Annotated in this window: 17 protein-coding genes and 1 pseudogene; 12 read left to right on the top strand and 6 right to left on the bottom strand. The window is 63.5% G+C overall.

The annotated features are described in order from the left end of the window. The first annotated feature begins 31 nt into the window (after positions 1-31). The 6 genes from AC1DJW_RS10900 to AC1DJW_RS10875 are packed head-to-tail and all read left to right on the top strand — an operon-like array spanning position 32 to position 6,788. Positions 32-1,576 carry an amino acid permease gene (locus tag AC1DJW_RS10900; protein WP_459342090.1) on the top strand — a complete coding sequence of 515 codons (1,545 nt, stop codon included), beginning with the start codon at positions 32-34 and terminating at the stop codon, positions 1,574-1,576. 59 nt (positions 1,577-1,635) lie between these two features. Beyond that, a complete protein-coding gene (locus AC1DJW_RS10895; RefSeq protein ID WP_284752949.1) occupies positions 1,636-2,370 on the top strand; it encodes a FadR/GntR family transcriptional regulator in 735 nt (244 codons plus the stop codon). After that, positions 2,367-3,791 carry a glutamine synthetase family protein gene (locus AC1DJW_RS10890; protein WP_476901414.1) on the top strand — a complete coding sequence of 475 codons (1,425 nt, stop codon included), beginning with the start codon at positions 2,367-2,369 and terminating at the stop codon, positions 3,789-3,791. The genes AC1DJW_RS10895 and AC1DJW_RS10890 overlap by 4 nt, the downstream gene beginning before the upstream one ends. A gap of 3 nt (positions 3,792-3,794) precedes the next feature. Beyond that, complete coding sequence (locus AC1DJW_RS10885) at positions 3,795-4,601, top strand: gamma-glutamyl-gamma-aminobutyrate hydrolase family protein (RefSeq protein WP_390280121.1); 807 nt, start codon at positions 3,795-3,797, stop codon at positions 4,599-4,601. Further along, positions 4,598-5,962, top strand: coding sequence for an aldehyde dehydrogenase family protein (locus AC1DJW_RS10880; RefSeq protein ID WP_476901413.1), 1,365 nt, complete (start codon positions 4,598-4,600; stop codon positions 5,960-5,962). Before AC1DJW_RS10885 ends, AC1DJW_RS10880 begins: the two co-directional genes overlap by 4 nt. Positions 5,963-6,005: 43 nt before the next feature. Further along, positions 6,006-6,788, top strand: a complete 783-nt coding sequence (locus AC1DJW_RS10875; RefSeq protein WP_265979871.1) for a 3-oxoacyl-ACP reductase — start codon at positions 6,006-6,008, stop codon at positions 6,786-6,788. A 53-nt stretch (positions 6,789-6,841) separates the two neighbouring features. Here AC1DJW_RS10875 and uraH read toward each other — a convergent pair whose 3' ends face one another. After that, complete coding sequence (gene uraH / locus AC1DJW_RS10870) at positions 6,842-7,183, bottom strand: hydroxyisourate hydrolase (RefSeq protein WP_459342094.1); 342 nt, start codon at positions 7,181-7,183, stop codon at positions 6,842-6,844. After that, positions 7,180-7,710 carry a 2-oxo-4-hydroxy-4-carboxy-5-ureidoimidazoline decarboxylase gene (uraD, locus tag AC1DJW_RS10865; protein ID WP_284752953.1) on the bottom strand — a complete coding sequence of 177 codons (531 nt, stop codon included), beginning with the start codon at positions 7,708-7,710 and terminating at the stop codon, positions 7,180-7,182. Before uraD ends, uraH begins: the two co-directional genes overlap by 4 nt. A gap of 306 nt (positions 7,711-8,016) precedes the next feature. Between uraD and AC1DJW_RS10860 the strand changes: the two are divergent. Next, a pseudogene (locus AC1DJW_RS10860) lies at positions 8,017-9,147 on the top strand (pyridoxal-phosphate-dependent aminotransferase family protein). Positions 9,148-9,196: 49 nt separating this feature from the next. Here the strand turns inward: AC1DJW_RS10860 and AC1DJW_RS10855 are convergent. Beyond that, positions 9,197-10,123, bottom strand: coding sequence for an Lrp/AsnC family transcriptional regulator (locus AC1DJW_RS10855; RefSeq protein ID WP_476901447.1), 927 nt, complete (start codon positions 10,121-10,123; stop codon positions 9,197-9,199). Positions 10,124-10,420: 297 nt separating this feature from the next. On the opposite strand from AC1DJW_RS10855, the gene AC1DJW_RS10850 reads away from it, so the two are divergent. From AC1DJW_RS10850 to AC1DJW_RS10830, 5 genes are all read left to right on the top strand, one after another. Then, positions 10,421-11,269 carry a transporter substrate-binding domain-containing protein gene (locus AC1DJW_RS10850; RefSeq protein WP_459342095.1) on the top strand — a complete coding sequence of 283 codons (849 nt, stop codon included), beginning with the start codon at positions 10,421-10,423 and terminating at the stop codon, positions 11,267-11,269. 63 nt (positions 11,270-11,332) lie between these two features. Beyond that, positions 11,333-12,067, top strand: coding sequence for an amino acid ABC transporter permease (locus AC1DJW_RS10845; protein WP_390280131.1), 735 nt, complete (start codon positions 11,333-11,335; stop codon positions 12,065-12,067). Continuing rightward, positions 12,064-12,870 carry an amino acid ABC transporter ATP-binding protein gene (locus AC1DJW_RS10840; protein ID WP_390280133.1) on the top strand — a complete coding sequence of 269 codons (807 nt, stop codon included), beginning with the start codon at positions 12,064-12,066 and terminating at the stop codon, positions 12,868-12,870. Before AC1DJW_RS10845 ends, AC1DJW_RS10840 begins: the two co-directional genes overlap by 4 nt. After that, complete coding sequence (locus AC1DJW_RS10835; protein WP_476901412.1) at positions 12,860-13,858, top strand: C-terminal binding protein; 999 nt, start codon at positions 12,860-12,862, stop codon at positions 13,856-13,858. Before AC1DJW_RS10840 ends, AC1DJW_RS10835 begins: the two co-directional genes overlap by 11 nt. 43 nt (positions 13,859-13,901) lie before the next feature. Then, a complete protein-coding gene (locus tag AC1DJW_RS10830; protein WP_476901411.1) occupies positions 13,902-15,575 on the top strand; it encodes an amidohydrolase in 1,674 nt (557 codons plus the stop codon). 166 nt (positions 15,576-15,741) lie between these two features. On the opposite strand, the gene AC1DJW_RS10825 is transcribed toward AC1DJW_RS10830, so the two are convergent. Genes AC1DJW_RS10825 through AC1DJW_RS10815 form a run of 3 tightly spaced genes read right to left on the bottom strand, consistent with a single transcriptional unit; the run spans position 15,742 to position 19,048 of the window. Next, on the bottom strand, positions 15,742-16,953 hold the full coding sequence (locus AC1DJW_RS10825) for an aminotransferase-like domain-containing protein (RefSeq protein ID WP_476901410.1): 1,212 nt from the start codon (positions 16,951-16,953) through the stop codon (positions 15,742-15,744). Positions 16,954-17,011: 58 nt separating this feature from the next. Then, on the bottom strand, positions 17,012-18,331 hold the full coding sequence (locus AC1DJW_RS10820) for a M20/M25/M40 family metallo-hydrolase (RefSeq protein ID WP_476901409.1): 1,320 nt from the start codon (positions 18,329-18,331) through the stop codon (positions 17,012-17,014). A 36-nt stretch (positions 18,332-18,367) separates the two neighbouring features. Next, positions 18,368-19,048, bottom strand: coding sequence for a TetR/AcrR family transcriptional regulator (locus tag AC1DJW_RS10815; protein ID WP_284752962.1), 681 nt, complete (start codon positions 19,046-19,048; stop codon positions 18,368-18,370). Positions 19,049-19,142 lie beyond the last annotated feature (94 nt).

Genomic DNA, 19,142 nt, shown 5'->3' with positions numbered 1-19,142 from the left:
TTCCCCCCTTCCGTTTAGAAAGAGAATAATCATGAGTGATCGTTCTACGGCAGCGAAGGTGCAGGCTGTGCAAGACGCAGATGCTGCGGCCCTCGCCGAGCTTGGCTACAAGCAAGAGCTACATCGCGGCATGTCCGGCTTCTCCAACTTCGCAGTCTCGTTTTCCATCATTTCGATTTTGGCTGGCTGCATCACCTCCTTCAGCATTGCGCTCAAGTCCGGCGGCCCGGCTGCCATCAACCTGGGTTGGCCCATCGTCGGTCTCTTGGTCCTGTGCGTGGCCCTTTCCATGGCCGAGGTTTGCTCCCGGTACCCCACAGCCGGTGGCCTGTATTTCTGGGCGGGCAGGCTCGCCAAACGTAACAAGAGGGCCTGGGCCTGGTACGTCGGCTGGTTCAACTTCCTCGGTGAAGTGGCCGTCACGGCTGCGATCGACTTCGGCTGCGCCACCACAATGATGGCTTTCGCGGCCCTGACTTTCGGCGTCGAGCCCACCCCTGGCGGTACGTTCGCGCTGTTCGTCGTCCTCATGGTCATCCACGCCCTGCTCAACAGTTTCGGCGTCAAGATTGTCAGTTTCCTGTCCAATGTCTCGGCCTGGTGGCACATCGTGGGCGTCGCGATCATCGTGGCGGCGCTGTGGATCATGCCTACGAGCCACCAGTCCTTCGACTGGACGATGACCGCGTGGCACAACGAAACCGGCTTCACCTTCGGGCCGTACGTCTTCCTCATGGGCCTGCTCATGTCGCAGTACACCTACACCGGCTACGATGCCTCGGCCCACGTTGCCGAAGAGACCAAGAACGCAGCCATTGCGGCCCCGAAGGGGATTGTCATGAGCGTCGTCATCTCCATCATTGGTGGCTGGATTCTGCTCTACTCACTCGTCGCGGCGATCCCGAACGGCTCAGAGGACGGCCTGACCACCCTTGGCGCTACGCCGACCGGCTTGCCGCCCGCACAGATTTTCCTGGATGCGCTGGGCAACCCCGGCGTAGCGAAGTTCCTCCTCGCCATCGTGGTGGGAGCACAGTTCTTCTGCGGCATGGCGTCAGTGACCGCCAACTCACGCATGACCTACGCTTTCTCCCGCGACAATGCATTGCCAGGCTCCCGCATCTGGGCCAAAGTCAACGCCCGGAGTGGCACCCCGACAAATTCAATCTGGCTCTGCGTTGGCTGCGCGATTGTGCTCGCTTCACCCGCCCTTTTCAATACAACCGCGTATTTTGCCGTGACGAGCGTGGCCGTCATTGGCCTCTACATCGCGTACATCACCCCGGTGTTGCTCCGCAGGCTCAACAAGAACTTCGTACCGGGCCCGTGGCACCTCGGGAAATGGAGTCCCATCATCAACTGGGTAGCGATTGTGTGGGTCGCCATCATTGTGATTCTTTTCGTTCTTCCGCCCGTCGCAGATATCACCATCGACACCTTCAACTACGCGCCGATCGCCGTCGTGGTCGTCTTCCTCCTTGCCACCGTGCTGTGGTACACCACGGGGCGTCGGACGTTCATGACGAGTGCCGAGCAGGAGCACCTGACGATCGACGCGGATAAGCTGCTCAACTAGCAACACTCGCGGGCCGCCGGCGGTTCTCCGCCGGTGGCCTCCCAACAAGGAAGGCCACCATGTTGTTCGCCGAACCGATTGAATCCCCCCTGCTGGAGACGGTCTTGCTTCCCGTACGCGGACACATGGCCTTCGAATCGTGTGTCGAGCACTTGGGATCGGCAATCCAGTTGGGGATCTTCAAAACCGGCGAGCGCCTCCCGCCCGAGCGCGACTTGGCCGAGCGCATGCAGGTCTCCAGGGCCACCCTGCGGGAAGCGATCAGTGCGTTGCGCGCAGCGGGCTTTGTCACGACTGTCCGGGGGAGGGGCGGCGGAACCATCGTGGAACCGGTTGGCAACGCGCGGCCGCCGGAGCGCCTCGACAACAAGGACCGGCAGGGGGAAATCAGCGACATCCTCATCTTCCGTTCCGTGATTGAACCCGGGGCCTGCCAGCGGGCGGCCTCGATGCGGCTCAGCGAGGATCAGCGCCAGCTCCTGATTGATTCCCTGGCCGAGGTTGAAAACGCGGGTTCACCGGTGGAATACAGGCAAGCGGACGCCCGCCTTCACCTGGCCTTTTCAGCTGTTGCGGGGTCGTCCGAACTGAACAAAGCCAGCACCACCATCCAGACCAAGATCCACGAATTCCTGGCGGAAATCCCCTTCCTGCAACGGAACATCGAACATTCAAACCAAGAACATCGATTGATAGTGCAGGCCATCCTCGACGGCGAGCCTGCAGCGGCCCGAAGCGTCATGGAATTGCATTGCGAATCCACCGCCGCACTACTCAAGGGACTACTGAAATGAGCACCACGATGAACGACAATCCGAACGACATTTCGAAAACTGTAGATACCACAGTTCACCCTCGCAATGACCGTATGCTCACCGTTGAGCAACTCAAGGCGCAGATTGGCGAGGGCGCCATAGACACCGTGATTCTCGGCTTCACCGACATGCAGGGCAGGCTCCAGGGCAAGCTCCTCCACGCGCAATTCTTCCTGGATTCCGTCCTGGAGCATGGCACCGAGGGCTGCAATTACCTCCTCGCCGTTGACACCGAAATGAACACCGTGGATGGCTATGACATTTCCTCGTGGGAAAAGGGCTATGGAGACATGCTCTTCGACATGGATTTGGACACCATCCGTGTCCTTCCCTACCGCGAGGGGAGTGCGCTGATCCAGTGCGATCTGTCCACGACCGACGGCACTCCGGTCTCCGTTTCACCGCGCGCCATGCTCAAGCGCCAGACGGCCAAGGCGGCTGAGCGCGGTTGGAAGGCACTTGCAGGAACCGAGCTTGAGTTTGTGGTCTACAACGACTCCTACGAGCAAGCGTGGGACCTGGACTACAAGCACCTCACGCCTGCCAACCAATACAACGTGGACTACTCGCTCCTGGGATCCGGCCGTGTTGAACCCCTGCTTCGCCGGATCCGGAACGAGATGTACGCGGCCGGCATGACAGTGGAGTCCGCAAAGGGTGAATGCAACTTCGGCCAGCACGAGATCGCCTTCAAGTACGACGAGGTGGTCACCACGGCGGACAACCATTCCGTCTACAAGACCGCGGCCAAGGACATCGCCCATGACATGGGCCAATCCATTACCTTCATGGCCAAGCCCAACGAGCGTGAGGGCAATTCCTGCCACATCCACCTGTCCCTTCGCGGGCTCGACGACGAGCTGGTCTTCTGGGACAAGGCCACCGGCGCCCGCACCAAGACCTACGACCACTTCATCGCCGGCGTGCTTGCCACGATGCGGGAATTCACGCTCTTCTACGCTCCCAACATCAACTCCTACAAACGGTTCGTCAAAGGCTCGTTCGCTCCGACGGCGGTGGCCTGGGGCCTCGACAACCGCACCTGTTCCGTGCGCCTCGTGGGGCATGGGCAGAGCGCACGGCTGGAAAACCGGCTGCCGGGTGGCGATGTCAACCCGTACTTGGCACTGTCGGCCATGCTTGCCGGCGGCCTTTACGGAATCGAAAATGAGCTCGAACTCGAACCGGCAACCACCGGCAACGCCTACATTTCGGGCGCTCCCACCGTTCCGACGACGATGCGGGAAGCCCGGGATCTGTTCGCCAACTCCGTGATCGCCAAGGAAGTCTTCGGTGAGGAAGTGGTGCGGCACTACGTGAACTACGCCGACGTCGAACTGGCAGCTTTTGAGTCCGCCATCACGGACTGGGAGCTCCGCCGCGGCTTCGAAAGGCTGTAGGCGATGACTCAGACCGAAACACCTGCTCCTGCACCGGATTCACACCGGCCTCCCCGCATCGCGTTGACCACCTATCTTCAGAACGCGAAATGGGGGGTTTGGGACGCGCAGGCAGCCGTGCTGCCGGCAACATATTTGGAGGCCGTCGTAGCGGCCGGCGGAACGCCTCTCCTGCTGCCGCCTATCGGCACCGACACTTCGGTCCTTGACCTCGTGGATGGCCTCATCGTCGTGGGGGGCGCCGACGTCGACCCCGGAAACTACGACGCCGAGCCCCACCCGAGCACTCGCAGCCAGCCCGAGCGGGACGAGCACGATATCGCCTTGACGTTGGCGGCCTTGGAGAAGGGCATTCCGCTCTTTGCGATCTGCCGCGGCGCGCAAATCCTCAACGTGGCCTTGGGCGGAAACCTCATCCAGCACGTGCCGGACGTGCTGCCCGAGGCGAACTACCAACCTGCTCCCGGAGTCTACGGGGAGGTGGAGTTCCGCACGCAGCCGGGCAGCATCAGCGCGCAACTACTAGGCGAAAAGGCATCGGCTCCGGTCTATCACCACCAGATTCTTGACCGGGTTGCCGAAGGCCTTTGCGTCACCGCGCGTGCGGCGGATGGAACGGTCGAGGCCGTCGAATCGACCCAGGGAAGTTGGGCGTTGGGCGTTCAGTTTCATCCGGAACAAAATCCTTCCGACGTGCGCCTCTTCGAAGGATTCATTGAGGCCGCCAGAAGGTACCGGGACGGGGAACTCTACGCTGAGCGCCTCGACCCATCGACGGAATTCAAAGCGACAGAAAAGAGCTGGGCGTGAGTGCCACAACTTTTGACATCATCAATCCGGCAACCGAAGAGTTCCTTCAAACCGTTGAACTGGCATCCCTCGCCGAAACGGACGCGCTGATTGCCCGCGCGGCCGCCGCCTTTGAGACCTGGCGGAAAGTGTCGCCGTCGGACCGTGCACTGCTCCTGCGCCGGTTCGCGGCCGCCGTCGACGCCGATCTGGAGAACCTCGCGCAACTGGAAGTCCGCAACGCGGGGCATACGGTCGGCAACGCCCGCTGGGAAGCGGGCAATGCGCGCGACGTCATCAGCTACTACTCGGCGGCTCCCGAGCGGCACTTCGGGCGGCAGATCCCCGTTGCCGGAGGCCTCGATGTGACGTTCCACGAGCCGCTGGGCGTGGTCGGCATCATTGTGCCGTGGAATTTCCCCATGCCGATCGCGGCGTGGGGCTTCGCTCCGGCACTCGCGGCAGGCAACACGGTGGTACTCAAACCCGCGGAACTTACGCCGCTGACCGCGATGAGGCTCGGCGAGTTGGCGCGCGAGGCCGGCCTGCCCGACGGCGTGCTCACGATCATCCCCGGGAAGGGCTCCGTGGTGGGGGCGCGCTTCGTCACCCACCCCGCGGTGCGAAAGGTCGCCTTTACCGGGTCCACCGGACTCGGCAAGCAGATCATGGCCGGTTGTGCCGACCAAGTGAAGCGCGTGACCCTCGAACTGGGTGGGAAGAGCGCGAACATCGTGTTCGCCGACGCCGACCTTCCCGCCGCTGCTGCCGCAGCACCCGGCGGCGCGTTCGACAACGCCGGCCAGGACTGCTGCGCCAGATCCCGGATACTGGTGGAAAAATCGGCCTACGATGCCTTCCTCGAGCTCCTGGAGCCTGCTGTCCGGGCTGTCAAAGTCGGCGACCCGGCGGATGAGAGCACGGTCATGGGGCCCTTGATTTCCGCCCGGCAACGGGAAACCGTCGCAGGCTTTGTGCCTTCGGGAGCGCCCATAGCCTTCCAAGGCGAGGTGCCCGAAGGGCCGGGATTCTGGTTCCCGCCCACCGTCCTGGCACCCGACTCCTTCGACGATCCGGCGGTGCGTGAGGAGATCTTCGGACCTGTCGTCGTCGTCGTTCCCTTCAACGACGAGGCGGACGCGGTACGGATTGCCAATGACACCGAATACGGCCTTTCTGGATCGATCTGGACCCAAGACATTGGGCGGGCCTTGCGCGTGGCCCGCGGAGTGGATGCCGGAAACCTCTCGGTGAACTCCCACTCTTCAGTCCGGTATTCGACGCCGTTCGGCGGCTTCAAGCAATCGGGCCTGGGCCGCGAACTGGGTCCCGATGCCCTCGATTCCTTCAGCGAAGTAAAGAACGTCTTCATCGCGCACTGAACCCACCAACTTTGGAAGCCCCATGATTCAAGGAGAGATCACCATGACCGAATTCATTTCAAACCGACTCAAGGACCGCACAGCCGTCATCACCGGCGGAGGCAGCGGGATCGGTTTGGCCACGGCAAAGCGTTTCGCCTCGGAGGGTGCCAACGTGGTCATCGCCGATATCGATCCGGCTGCCGGAGAAGCAGCCGCGGCTGCTGTCGATGGCATCTTCGTGAAGGTCAACGTCACAGACGAGCAGGAAGTCATCGACCTCTTCGCCGCCGCCAAGAGCCATTACGGCAGCGTGGATATCGCGTTCAACAACGCGGGCATTTCGCCGCCGGACGATGCATCCATCCTCGACACCGGCATCGATGCCTGGCGCCGGGTCCAGGAGGTCAACCTGACGAGCGTCTATTACTGCTGCAAATACGCGCTGCCGTACATGTTGGAGCAGGGCAAGGGCTCGATCATCAACACCGCGTCCTTCGTGGCTGTGATGGGTGCGGCAACCTCGCAGATCTCCTACAGCGCGTCCAAAGGCGGCGTGCTGGCCATGACCCGTGAGCTCGGCGTCGAATTCGCGCGCAAGGGGGTGCGAATCAACGCGCTGTGCCCAGGACCGGTCAACACCCCGTTGCTGAAGGAACTCTTCGCCTCCGATCCGGAGCGGGCCGCGCGGCGCTTGGTCCACGTGCCCTTGGGCCGTTTCGCGGAGCCCGAGGAACTGGCCGCTGCGGTCGCCTTCCTGGCGAGCGACGACGCCTCGTTCATTACCGCTTCGACCTTCATGGTTGACGGCGGAATCTCGGGAGCGTACGTCACCCCGATCGACTAGCGGAAGCTTCCAGGTCGGTTCCCCACTCCAGTGGTGGGTGGGGAACCGATGGGTTAACTGCCCCGGTACGTGGAGAACGCGAAGGGGCTGAGCAGGAGCGGCACGTGGTAGTGCTCGCCGGCGTCGGACACCGTGAAGCTCAAGTCCACTTCCGGGAAAAAGGTGTCCACGCCCTGTGCTTTGTAATACGGACCGGTCGCGAAGCTCAGGCGGTAACTGCCGCCGTCGACCCGCTCAGGGCCCAGATCCTTGATCCGGCCGTCCGCGTCAGTGGTGCCGCTAGCCACGTGCCTCCAGTTGTCGCCGTCGCGCACGGAGAGAACGACGGCGACGCCGGCCGCCGGGCGACCGGAACCGGTGTCCAGGATATGGGTGGTGATCTGGGAAACGCTCATTTGCTGGGCACTCCTTCGCTGCTCGCGCTGGCTTCGCTGATGACGCCGGCAAGGCGCAGCAATGCGATTTCGCGCAATTGTCCGGCCACGATCACGTCTTCTTCTTCCGCGGTATGGCTCAGGCGCTCGTGGAGGGAGGCCAGGATGTCGTTGGCTGTCCGTCCTGCTGCGCGGATGAGGAAGACGCGGCCGAACTTGGCCTCGTACTCGCGGTTGCCTTCGGCCAGGGCGGTGACGACGCCGTCATCGCCGGGGTCGACGCCGGCCTGTTCGGAGCGGGACATCGCGGCTTCGGTGGTCTGTGCCTTGGGCCGTTCGCCGATCCGAGGGTGGTGGGCCATCGCGGCCGCCACTTCGTCCGACGTGAACGGCTCGGCGGTTTCCCGGGCGAAATCGAGCAAGGAGTCCAAGCCGCTGAACGGGCGCGCATCTGCTACGTGCTCCACCCAACGCTGGATGTCGAGGCATGGGCGGAGGACGTCGATGGCGTCCGCACGGTCCACGCTGTTGAATACTTCAAGCTGCATGCTTGTTCATTCCTCGTGCGAGTGCTGGCATCCATGGTGTTGGCTATGCGGAACTCCGGCGATTCCTGCCGGATGGACCTGCGCGCCTCCGCACTCCAGGCCTTCCACATCATGGAACTGTTATTTCAGCATACGTAATAGTGAATCCAAAGACAGCCGTGGTGTCAAGAGAATACCGCACCCCGGTCCTCCCCACCCGCCCTGCCCCCTGCGACGCTCGCTCACGTTTGGTGGCTTCTACCGAAACGCTCGCTCACGTTTGCCGTCTGGTGGACAATGTCAGCAACGAGCCAAAGGAGTTCCGCCATGCCAGAGGTCCTGACTTCCCGGTATCTGTTCGGGCCGGGTCCCAGTAATTGCTATCCGGAAGTGACCGCGGCGTTGGCGTATCCGGTGATCGGGCATCTGGACCCGGTGTTCATAGAGCGACTGGACCGGACGTGCGCCGGGCTTCGGTCGGTGTGGGGGACCCGGAACGCCCGCACCCTGCCATTGAGTGCTACTGGTTCCGGCGGCATGGAGGCTGCCTTTGTTAATACAGTGTCCGACGGCGACGTGGCAGTAATTGCGGTCAACGGGCTTTTCGGGGAGCGAATGTGTGAGGTTGCCCGGCGCTGCGGGGCCACGGTAGTTCGCGTCGACCATGAATGGGGCCAGCCCGTGGATGCGGAGCGGGTTCTCGCCGCGCACCCGCATCCCAAGGTGATTGCCGCCGTCCATGCCGAAACCTCCACAGGTGTCCTGTCCGACGTCGCGCCGCTTGGCGCTGGCAAGGGCGACGCGCTATTGATCGTGGACGCGGTGACGTCCATCGGTGGGCTGGAACTCCTGGCTGACGACTGGGGGATCGACGTCGGGTATGCCGGGACGCAGAAGTGTTTGGGAGCGCCCCCTGGCTTGTCCCCGTTCACGGTTTCCGAGCGCGCTTTCGAGCGGCGCATCAAGGAGCCGCGTTCGTGGTACCTGGATATCGGCCTTCTGGGTGGGTATGTTGGCGCGGCGAGTGGCAGCCGGACGTATCACCATACGGCGCCAGTGACCATGATCGCGGGGCTAGAGGCGGGACTTGACCGCATCTTGGCCGAGGGGCTCGCGGCTGTTCAAGCGCGGCACCGCGCGGCCGGGGCCGAGTTGCGCGACGGCCTCTAAGCAATGGGTCTCGAGCTGTTTGCCGCGGAGGGTTCGAGATTGCCGAGCCTCACCACGGTCAAAGTGCCCGACGGCGTGGACTCAGCTGCCGTCCGCGTTTACCTTCTGGAGAACTTCAGTATGGAAATCGGCTCCGGGGCGGGAGCGTTTACGTCGACCGTTTGGCGGATCGGCATGATGGGTCCGAACGCTAACAGGGCATCGGTCAAGCTCGTCCTTGGCGCGCTGGAAGAAGCGATAGCGAAAGCCTATGTGAGCGAGCGTCGGCCCGGGAGACGCTATACGTGAGCGAGGGTCACGCCAAACGGTCTTGTTTGTGAGCGAGCGTCGGGAGAGGCTAGTGGCCGTTGGATTGGGCCTTGGTTGCGAGCATTTTGTCGAGGGGTTTGGCGTATCGTTCCTGGACGATTTTCAGGTGCAGCCAGCACTCCACGCTTGCCACCGAGTCCATCGCGCGCACTTTGTCCAGGATCTCGTACATTTCGTCCAGCGAGCTGACGCCCACGGTGGCCACGAGGTCGTGCCTGCCGAGACAGCTGGCGATGAACTCCACTCCTGGCGTCGCCGAGAAGAAGTCGACTGCGTCCTCGGTTCCGGCTGCCGTTGAGATTCCGAAGCCAAAGGCCATGGACCGTGAAGAACCGGAGCGGCTCCGGATAGGCCCGATCTGCATGACTCGGGCTTCCAGCAGGCGAAGGACCCGGATCCTGGCAGCGCTCGCCGAAAGGCCGATCCGTTCGCCGAGAGCCTCGAAACCGAGTCGGCCGTCCACTTGAAGTTCGCTCATGAGCAGCAGATCCGCCTGGTCGAGTTCGAGCCGGGGGTCCGGCGGCTCCTTGCCGAGGAAGAGGCTGCGGACCACCTCTTTGTACATCAGGACGTCGACGGCAGCCACGCCTTCGCACAGGCGGATGGCCTCGACGTCTTCGTAGAGCCTTTCCACCGTGGGCAGGCGGAGTTCGGCGATGATGCCGTATTTGCCCGTGGTCAGCGAGGCGAACACGGCGCCGTCCAGCTGGCTCAGCTTCTCCAGCGCAGCGCGTGCGGAACCGTTGAGCTGGATGGAGATGTGCGCGACGGCGGTCAGGCCCAGGAGGCGCGGATGGACTGCCGCGACAATCCGTAATTCTCCCGAGGACGTGAGCTCATTGACCTTGGCCGTCACGGCGGAGCGCGTCACGCCCAGTTGCTTGGATAGCTCGCTGAACGAGGCGCGGCCATCGGCCTGCAGCAGGCGGATCAGCCTGTCGTCCAGATCATGCATGGTCTTCACAATAACCGCCTTGTCTCTGGGCCGCGGCAGCGGGTGCTTAGCGAAGGTGCGGCGCCCCGGCGAGCCGAGCGCCGCCGTCGTACTCAATACTTTCACGAGTCGAGCAATAGGCAAGTGATTTGGATCGGAAAATCACAAAGTGAGTACAAAAACTGTGTCATATCAGTATTAAACAACTGATTCGCTTGAATTGATCGATTTTTTCGCTAGCATCGTGATCAGCGCCACATCGGCGTACTCCGACTCGCGTTCCCACGCGACCCCAACAGTTCAATTGGAGATCTGCACATGCTCAAGTTCACGAAGCCCGCCTTGGCGGCCGCTGCGTTGGCCCTGCTGTTGAGCGGCTGCTCCGCCGCAGCTTCCCCCAGTTCCACGGGGCAAGCATCCGCCACCGCGCCGAAGGGACTCACCACGAGCGGCAAGCTCACCCTGTGTATCGACCCCGAATATGCGCCACTGGAGTACTACGCCAACGGTTCCAGCGGCGACATCGTAGGGTTCGACGCCGATGCCGCCCGCGCGCTCGCCAAGCACTGGGGCGTCGATGCCAAGTTCGAGGTGACCACATTCGACGGACTTATGCCGGGGCTCCAGACCCGCCGCTGCGATGCCATTTTCGGTGGCCTGTACATGAGCAAGGCCCGCCTGGATGTCGCCGACGCTTCAGCCGTGATGAACGCCGGTCCCGCGATCCTCTCGGCCCCGGGCAGCGCCGGGAATTACAAGACAGCACTGGACTTGTGCGGCCACTCGGTGGCAGCGCAGAGTGCTTCGTCCAACGCCGCCCGCATCAGTGCGCTCAAGGATGAGTGCAAGAAAGCCGGCAAGGACGAGCCCAAGCTCACCGAATACCCCAAGACCGCTGAAACAGTCCTGGCGGTCCTCAACGGCAAGTCCGAGGCCCTGATCGAGACCAATGTGGCGGCCGCCTACATGGCCAGCCAGAACGAAGGCAAGCTCACGGTGGCCCCCGGAGTCTTTCCGGCCGACACCACCTTCGGCGTGTTCACCCGCAAGAACGATCCGTTGTCTCCAGCCATCGCGCAGGCGCTGAAGGAACTCCACCAGGACGGCACCCTCGGCAAGATCGCGAAGGACAACAAGCTCGACCCCACGATCGTCGACGTCCCCTAGCCATCCTCCCCGCGGAGGCCGCAACAGCCCTGCGGCCTCCGCCCCACACGAAAGGAGTTGGTGATGGAATTCGACGTCAACATCTTCGTCCAACAACTCGTGAATCCGAGCTACCTGTCCGGGGCTTTCCTGTCCGTCGCCGTCGCGGTGCTTTCACTTATCCTGGCTACGGCCATCGGCTTCGCTGTCGCCCTGGGACGCACCTCCCGCAGCCGGATCGCGCAGGGCGTCGCAGGAATCTACACCTGGTTCTTCCGTGCCATCCCGGCGCTGCTGGTGCTGCTCATCATCTGGAACGCCTTGCCGCAGCTCTTCCCAGTCCTGCGCCAGGATTGGTTCTCCCCGTTCATTGCCGCGTTCATCGGCCTGGGCATCGTGGAAGCGGCCTTCATGGCGGAAATCATCCGTTCGGCGTTGCTCAGTATCGACGAAGGGCAGGCCCTCGCCGGCAGGGCGCTTGGGATGTCGCCGGTTAAGGTCATGCTCAAAGTTGTCCTCCCGCAGGCCATCCGCACGGCCCTGCCTCCCACGGGCAATGAGTTCATCGGCCTCGTGAAGTTCTCCTCGTTGGCCTCCGTGATTTCCCTGCAGGAACTCCTCACCACGGCGCAGGTGGGAGTGAACATCACGTTCCGCTACGCCGAGTACTACGCCGCGGCAATCGTCTACTACCTCATCATCGTGAGCCTTTTGACGCTTCTCCAAAGCTATGTGGAAAAGAAATTCGTCTGGACGTCACGGTCCAAATCCAAGAAGCCTTCCATCCTGGAACCAGTCGGCCAAGGAGTGCAGTCATGACCCACAGCGGCCCGGAACCCATGCCGGAAACCTGGTCCACCAACGACCCCGTACTGAGCGTGCGGAACCTCCACAAGAGCTACCAGGACCAGAACGTCCTGCGCGGCGTCGAGTTCGATATCCGCCAGGGACAAGTCAAGGCAGTGCTGGGTCCCTCCGGTTCCGGCAAGTCCACGATGTTGCGCCTGATGGCGCTCCTCGAGCCAGCCGACGACGGCGAGATCCGGCTCCGCGGGCGGCGCATCGGTGTCCGTGAGAAAGCAAGCGGAGCCGTGGCCCTCCCCGAACGCGAACTCGCCAAGGAACGCCGCAACATTGGCATGGTCTTCCAGAAGTTCAACCTGTTCCCGCATCTGACGGCTTGCCGCAATGTGATGCTCGGGCTGACCTCCGTCAAGGGCATCCATCACAAGGAAGCCGAGGAACAGGCCATGGCCATGCTCCAGCGCGTGGGGCTCTCGCATCGCGCCGGGCATTTCCCTTCGGAGCTCTCCGGCGGCCAGCAGCAACGCGTGGCCATCGCCCGCGCCTTGGTGATGAACCCGGACGTGCTCCTCTTCGACGAACCGACGTCCGCCCTGGACCCCGAGTTGGTGGGCGAAGTCCTGGACGTCATGGAGAGCCTGGCCAACGACGGCATGACCATGATCGTAGTCACCCACGAAGTCCGTTTCGCGCGCCGCGTGGCCGATGAAGTGACCCTGTTCGACAGCGGCGTGATCGTGGAACAAGCCACCCCGGACGAGTTCTTCGACAACCCCCAGCACCAACGCACCAGGAAGTTCTTGAGCCATGTCCACTAAGCATCGCCCCCTCGCCGTCTACACGGACATGGAAGACCTCGATTACTCCGCCGGCGTCGCGCTCCTGGAAGAAAACGGTTACGACGTCCGGTACCTCGGCACCCAGGATCCCGCGGTCATCGCGGAGCAGGCGAAGGACGCGGAAGCCCTCCTGGTGGGCTACGCGACGGTCACCGCGGAGGTCATGGACGCCATTCCGGGCTTGAAGATCATCGCCTTGGTCTCAATGGGCTCAGACAACGTTGACCTGGATGCCGCCAAAGAGCGGGGCATTTGGGTCAGCAACCTTCCCGGTGTGGCCACCGAGGAAGTCGCTTCGCACGCGCTGGCGCTTGCCCTCGCCGTCACGCGCGAAATTCCGTTTTTCCAGGGACGCGTGGCCGAGGGGGACTGGAACGCCCGCCCGGACAGCACAGTGTTCCGGCTCAGCCAGGAGCGGCTGGGGCTGATCGGACTCGGGCGGATCGGCAGCCGCCTCGGAGAGCTCGCCTCCGGAGTCTTCGGCGAGGTGGTCGGCTACGATCCCTACCTCCCGGACACTCCGGCTACCAGGGAGATGCTCGCGAAGGCAGGCATCCGCCGGACCGGGCTGGAAGAAGTCCTGGCGGAATCCGCCGTCGTGTCCTTGCACATGCCGCTCACGGAGGAAACCCGGCACATCATCAACACCGGAAGCCTCGCCGCGATGCGGCCGGGCAGTTACTTGGTGAACGTGAGCCGCGGGCAGCTGATCGACGACGAAGCCCTGCGTGCCGCCGTCGACTCCGGCCACATCCGTGGAGCGGCGCTGGACGTGCTCGACGTCGAACCGGCACCTGCCGACCACCCGCTCATGGGCCACCCGCGGATCCTCGTGACGCCCCACGTCGGCTTCCTCTCGGACTACACGCTGGCCGAATACGTAAGGATCCAGGCGCAGAACGTCATTTCCCAAGCCCGCAGCGGATCCCCGGACACCCCCTTGTTTGAGCTGGCATCCGCCCGCTGAGTTCCTGCCGTACCGCAAACTTCAACACGCAAAGGTCATTCCCATGTCATTCCTGGCATCCCATGAAACTTCCCCCGTAGCCCCCGCCGCAACGTTGTTCTTCGGCGGTCGCGTCCGGACCGTTGACTCCCTGAACTCCATCGCGGAGGCGATGCTGGTCATCGGCAACCGTGTTGCCGCCGTCGGAACGCCACAGGAGTGCCGCGACGCGGCGCTCAAGCTCACGACGGCGGTGCCCGACGTCGTCGACCTCCGTGGCCGTACGTTGGTGCCCGGCTTCATCGATCCGCACGCGCATCCCCTGATGTACGGACAACTGCTGTCCTGGGTGGATTGCGGTCCCGAGGCGGCGCCGGACATCCCCACCATGCTTGAACTGCTGGCGAAGGCGGCGGACGACAATCCGGGGGACACCCCGATCAGGGGCTATGGCTACGAGCACCGCAACCTTGCCGAGCAGCGCCACCCCACACGGCAGGAATTCGACACCGTTTCCACCACGCGCGAGGTGTACGTCATGAACGCGAGCGGCCACGGCGGAGTGGTGAACTCGTACGTGCTCGCGAAGGCGGGAGTGGACCGCGACACGCCCAACCCGCCGGGCGGAACTTTCTTCCGGGACCCCGACGGCGAGCTGACGGGCGAACTCTCCGATGCCGCCTGCGACATCCTCACAGGGGTGGAAGGCGTCAAGCTGGGGCACCACGGACCGAACTTCCACCTCGGGGACAGCAAAGAACATCACCGCGCCCAGCTGCTGCACGCCCAACGCGAGTTCCTCAGCCACGGCGTGACCACCATCGGCGACGCGCAGGTGACCAAGCGCGAATTTGGCGCCTACCTGGATCTCGTGGAACGGGGCGAACTCGTGACGCGCATCAACGCGTATTTCCTGTCGAGCCTCCTCGACGAGGTCCTGGAACTGGGTCTCGTGGACAAGTTCGGGGATTCCCTCCTTTCCTTCGCCGGGATCAAGCTCTACGCCGATGGCACCTTGGGCGGCTGGACTGCGTACTTCCCGGAGGGCTACCGCGACGATCCTTGCCGCACCGGTTCGCTCTACCACGAGCCGGCCGAGTACCGCGCCCTCGTCGCCAAGGCGCACAGCGCCGGTCTGCAGACGGCGACCCACGCGCAATCGCCTACAGCCATTCAGTTGGTGCTCGACGCCGTCAGCGAGGCTCTTTCGGTGTCGCCGCGGGACGACCACCGGCACAGGATCGAGCACTGCGGACTGCCCACCTTGGAGCAGATCGGCCAAATGGCGGAGCTCGGGATCATGCCCGTCAACCAGCCGCAGCACTACTACAACTGGGGTCCCGGCGTCACGGATGCCATCGGATCCCCGGGCGAGCGCTTCAACCCCCTCGGCGAATTCGTGGCCGCAGCGGTCCCCGTGACGATGAGCTCTGACGCTCCCGTGGCCGATCCCCGTCCGCTCGAAGCCATCCAGACGTCCGTGACCCGCAGGACCCGCTCCGGCGTCCAGTTGGGCTCGGATGATCTTAAGATCGACGTCGTCGAGGCCCTCCGCGCCCACACCATCAACGGTGCACGGGCCATGGGTCGCGAGAAGGACCTCGGTTCCCTCGAGCCGGACAAGCTGGCCGACTTCGTGATCCTCGCGGCGGACCCGCTTGAGGCCCCCGAAGGTGACATCAGCGGCATCGAGGTTGTGGAGACCTGGGTCAATGGCGTACGGGTGTACGCGGGCTAAGTAGATACAGATAAACCCCGACGTCGGCACTCACGGTGAGTGCCGACGTCGGGGTTTCGTGTTGCTTGACGGCTGGCCCAACTAGCTCGCACTTAATGTCGTTTTCAGGGCTGAAAACGACACTTACTGCGAGTCAGTTGGGTGCCTCACAATGGGTGGGCAGGGCTTAGACCCGGCGGATAGCCTCAGCCAGGCGCTTGACACCCTCGGTGAGCTGATCTTCCGGGGCGTAGGAGAAGGCGATGCGGAGCTGGTTGCTGCCACCGCCGTCGGCGTAGAAGGCGCTACCGGGCACGAACACGACTCCCGCCTCGATGGCCGCGGCGAGCACTTGATCGGTGTCGATGCCCTCGGGCAGGGTTACCCAGGTGAAGAATCCGCCGCTCGGGCTGGTCCACTGGGTACCCTCGGGCATGTAGGCGGCCAAGGCGTCCAGGGTGGCTTTGCAGCGGGAGGCGTAGACGGCACTGTAAGCGGCTATCTGGTCCCGCCAGTCGAAGCTGCTGATGTACTGCTCCACTACCAGTTGGCTCAGGACCGAGGGGCAGATGGTGGTGGCTTCGGAGGCGATCTGGAGGCGGCCGCGCACTTCCTGGGGTGCCACCACCCAGCCGACGCGCAGGCCGGGGGCGAAGATCTTGGAGAACGAGCCGAGGTAGAACACGTTGTCCGGGTCGAGGGAGTGCATGGCGGGTTTGAGCGTGCCGTCGAAGCTCAGCAGTCCGTAGGGGTTGTCCTCGACGATCAGCACGCCTTCGGCCCGGCAAATGTCCACCACGCGCTGCCGCCGCCCGAGGGAAAGGCTGATGCCGCTCGGGTTGTTGAAATTGGGGACCGTGTAGAAGAACTTGATGGTTTTGCCGGCGGCTTTGAGCCCGGAAATGACGTCCTGGAGGCGGTCGGGATCGACGCCGTCGTTGTCCATCGCCACGTGGGCCACTTCGGCCTGGAAGCCTTCGAACACGCCGAGCGCGCCCACATATGTCGGTCCTTCCGCGATCACCACGTCCCCGGGATCGCAGAAGAGCTTGGTCACGAGTTCCAGTGCCATTTGCGAGCCCGCGGTGACCTGCACGTTTTCCGGCGACGTGTTGATGCCTTCGAGTTCCATGACTTGGCAGATCAGGGCCTGCAGTTCCTCTGTTCCCGCACCCGAGCCGTACTGGAGGGCCTCCAGTCCGCGGCGAGCGACGACGTCGGACGCCATGGCGGCGATGCGCTCCATCGGCAGGACGGGCAGGTAGGGGTTGCCGCCCGCGAGGGAGATCATGCCCGGCTGCATGGAAACATCGAAGACTGCGCGGACGGGGGAGGGTTGGAAGCCGGCCGCACGCTTGGCCATCCGGCCGGTATGGGACAGCTCTTTGGTGAGGGTCATGGTGGTCCTTCGGTGTTGGTGGGTGGCCGCTTCGATGCGGCCCCGGACTGCGTGGTGGTTACTGTGCGCTGAGGAACTGGTGCAGGATACGGGTGCCTGCGTGGATGGCCGTGACGGGGACGCGTTCGTCGATGCCGTGGAACATGCCCGCGAAATCAAAGCCTTCGGGAAGCCGCAATGGCGAGAAACCATAGCAATTGATGCCCAGCTGGGAGAAAGCTTTGGCGTCGGTGGCTCCGGACATGACGAACGGGAGGGCCTTCCCGGCGGGGTCGACGGCGGAGATCGCCGCTCGCATCGCGTCCAGAAGGGCGCCATGGGCGGGTGATTCCAGCGAACGCCCCTCTTCCCAGCTGACCTCGATGCCGGGCCCCAACAGCTCCATGAATTGCGCTTTGAACTCGTCATCGGTGCCCGGGGCGATCCGGCAATCAACCGTGGCGGTGGCAGTCCCGGGAACCACGTTGGTCTTGTAGCCGGCATGGAACTGGGTCGGGACGGCGCTGGTACGCAAGCCCGGGAGGAGCATGGCGGCGAGCAAACCGAGAGAGGCGAGTTCGTCGTCGAGCCTTTCGCCATCCAAAGGCCGGCCGAGGGCCTCGCCCAACTGCTCCACCAAGGCGGAGAGCGAGGCGCTCCGGACCACCGGCCATTTGTGTTCCGAGATTCGTGACAGGGCAGAAGAAAGGCGCGCGACGGCGTTGCTTTCGTTGGGCACGATGGAACCGTGGCCTGTGCTTCCGTGCGCGGTCAGCGTCGCCCAAGCGACCCCCTTTTCCGCGACTCCGAGCAGGTAGAGCCTCAGGTCGTCGCGAAGCTGAAGGGAGAAGCCGCCGATTTCGCCGATAGCCTCGGTGACGCCGTGGAACAGTTCAGGGTGCTCATCCACCAGGAACTGGGCACCGAACTCGCCGGCTATTTCCTCATCGGCCACGAACGCAAAGACGATGTCCCGCTGGGGCACGAAGTTTTCGCGGCGCAATTGGCGGACGGCGGCCACGGTCATGGCAACCATGTCCTTCATGTCCACGGCACCGCGACCCCACACGAAACCGTCCTTGACCTCGCCGGAGAACGGGTCCACGGTCCAGTCCGCAATGTTGGCGGGGACGACGTCGGTATGGCCGTGCACCAGAAGGGCCGGAGCCTCCGGGTCGCTGCCCTTCATCCTTACTACGAGGTTGCCCCGGCCAGGAGCTTTTTCGAGGACCTGGCCTTCGAGGCCGAATTCCGCGAGCAACGACTGGACGTATTCGGCGCAGCGCGATTCGCCGTCGCCGGTGGTGGCGGGATCGCCGGTGTTGGTGGAATCGATGCGGATCAAGGTGCTGCAAAACTCCACGGCCTCGGCGGCCATGGCGTCGTGATGTTCCCCCACAGATGGTCCTTTCCAGCGCGCGGGTTGGCGCGCGTCTTAGTGCGCGTCCACGAGTTTGGAGCGCTTCTTATGGATGAATTCGTCGGCGTCGATGCCGAACTCCCGGGCGGCAAAGCGGTGCAGGGTCTCGATCATCTCCGCAGGTGAGAAGCTGTGGACCCCGTTCAAGGACTGGATCGCGAGGCCATCGATTGTGGCCAGAAGCAAGGTAGCCACTTCGTCGATATCGAGGGCCGGTTGGAGCAGTTTCTCGTCCACCGCCTCCTCGAGCGCCCGGACGAACAAGCCCCGCCATGAAGTCCAGACTGCTGCGACGCTTTCCCTGATCTCTGAGTTCTTGTGGGCAGCGGCGTATATCTGCAGCCAGAAGCCCCAGGCTTCTTCGAACGGGGTGTCGCTCTGGATGGAGAACGTCAAGAGGTCGTGCAGGCGTTCCACGGCGTTTCTGCCGTGATCGTAGATGCGCTGCCATTCGGCGAGGGATTCGTCGATCCGGTACTCAACCGCGGCGCCAATGAGCCGTTCCCGGTGCCGGAAATAGTGCTGGATCATGCCGATGCTGAAACCCGAAGCTTCCGACAGTTCGGCGAAGGAGCAGCCCTCCACACCCTCGCGGGAGATTACCTGCGAGGCGTGCTGCAGAATGCTCTGCCGGCGTTCTGCCATGGCCTCCGCCGTGACGCTTCGCGTGCGGCGGCCCGGGTTTGTCTCGCTCATGCCGTTGCTCCTTCGTTTGTCTGGTCGCGCTGGTCCAGTTGGGGCGCCTTGTGGGTGCCCGTAGTCATCTCTCCACGATGTTGCCATGGTCCCT

It is taken from the genome of Arthrobacter sp. 05L417 (assembly GCF_056397865.1).
The sequence above is the reverse complement of the archived record's forward strand: the minus strand, read 5'-3'. Positions and strand labels throughout refer to the sequence as shown.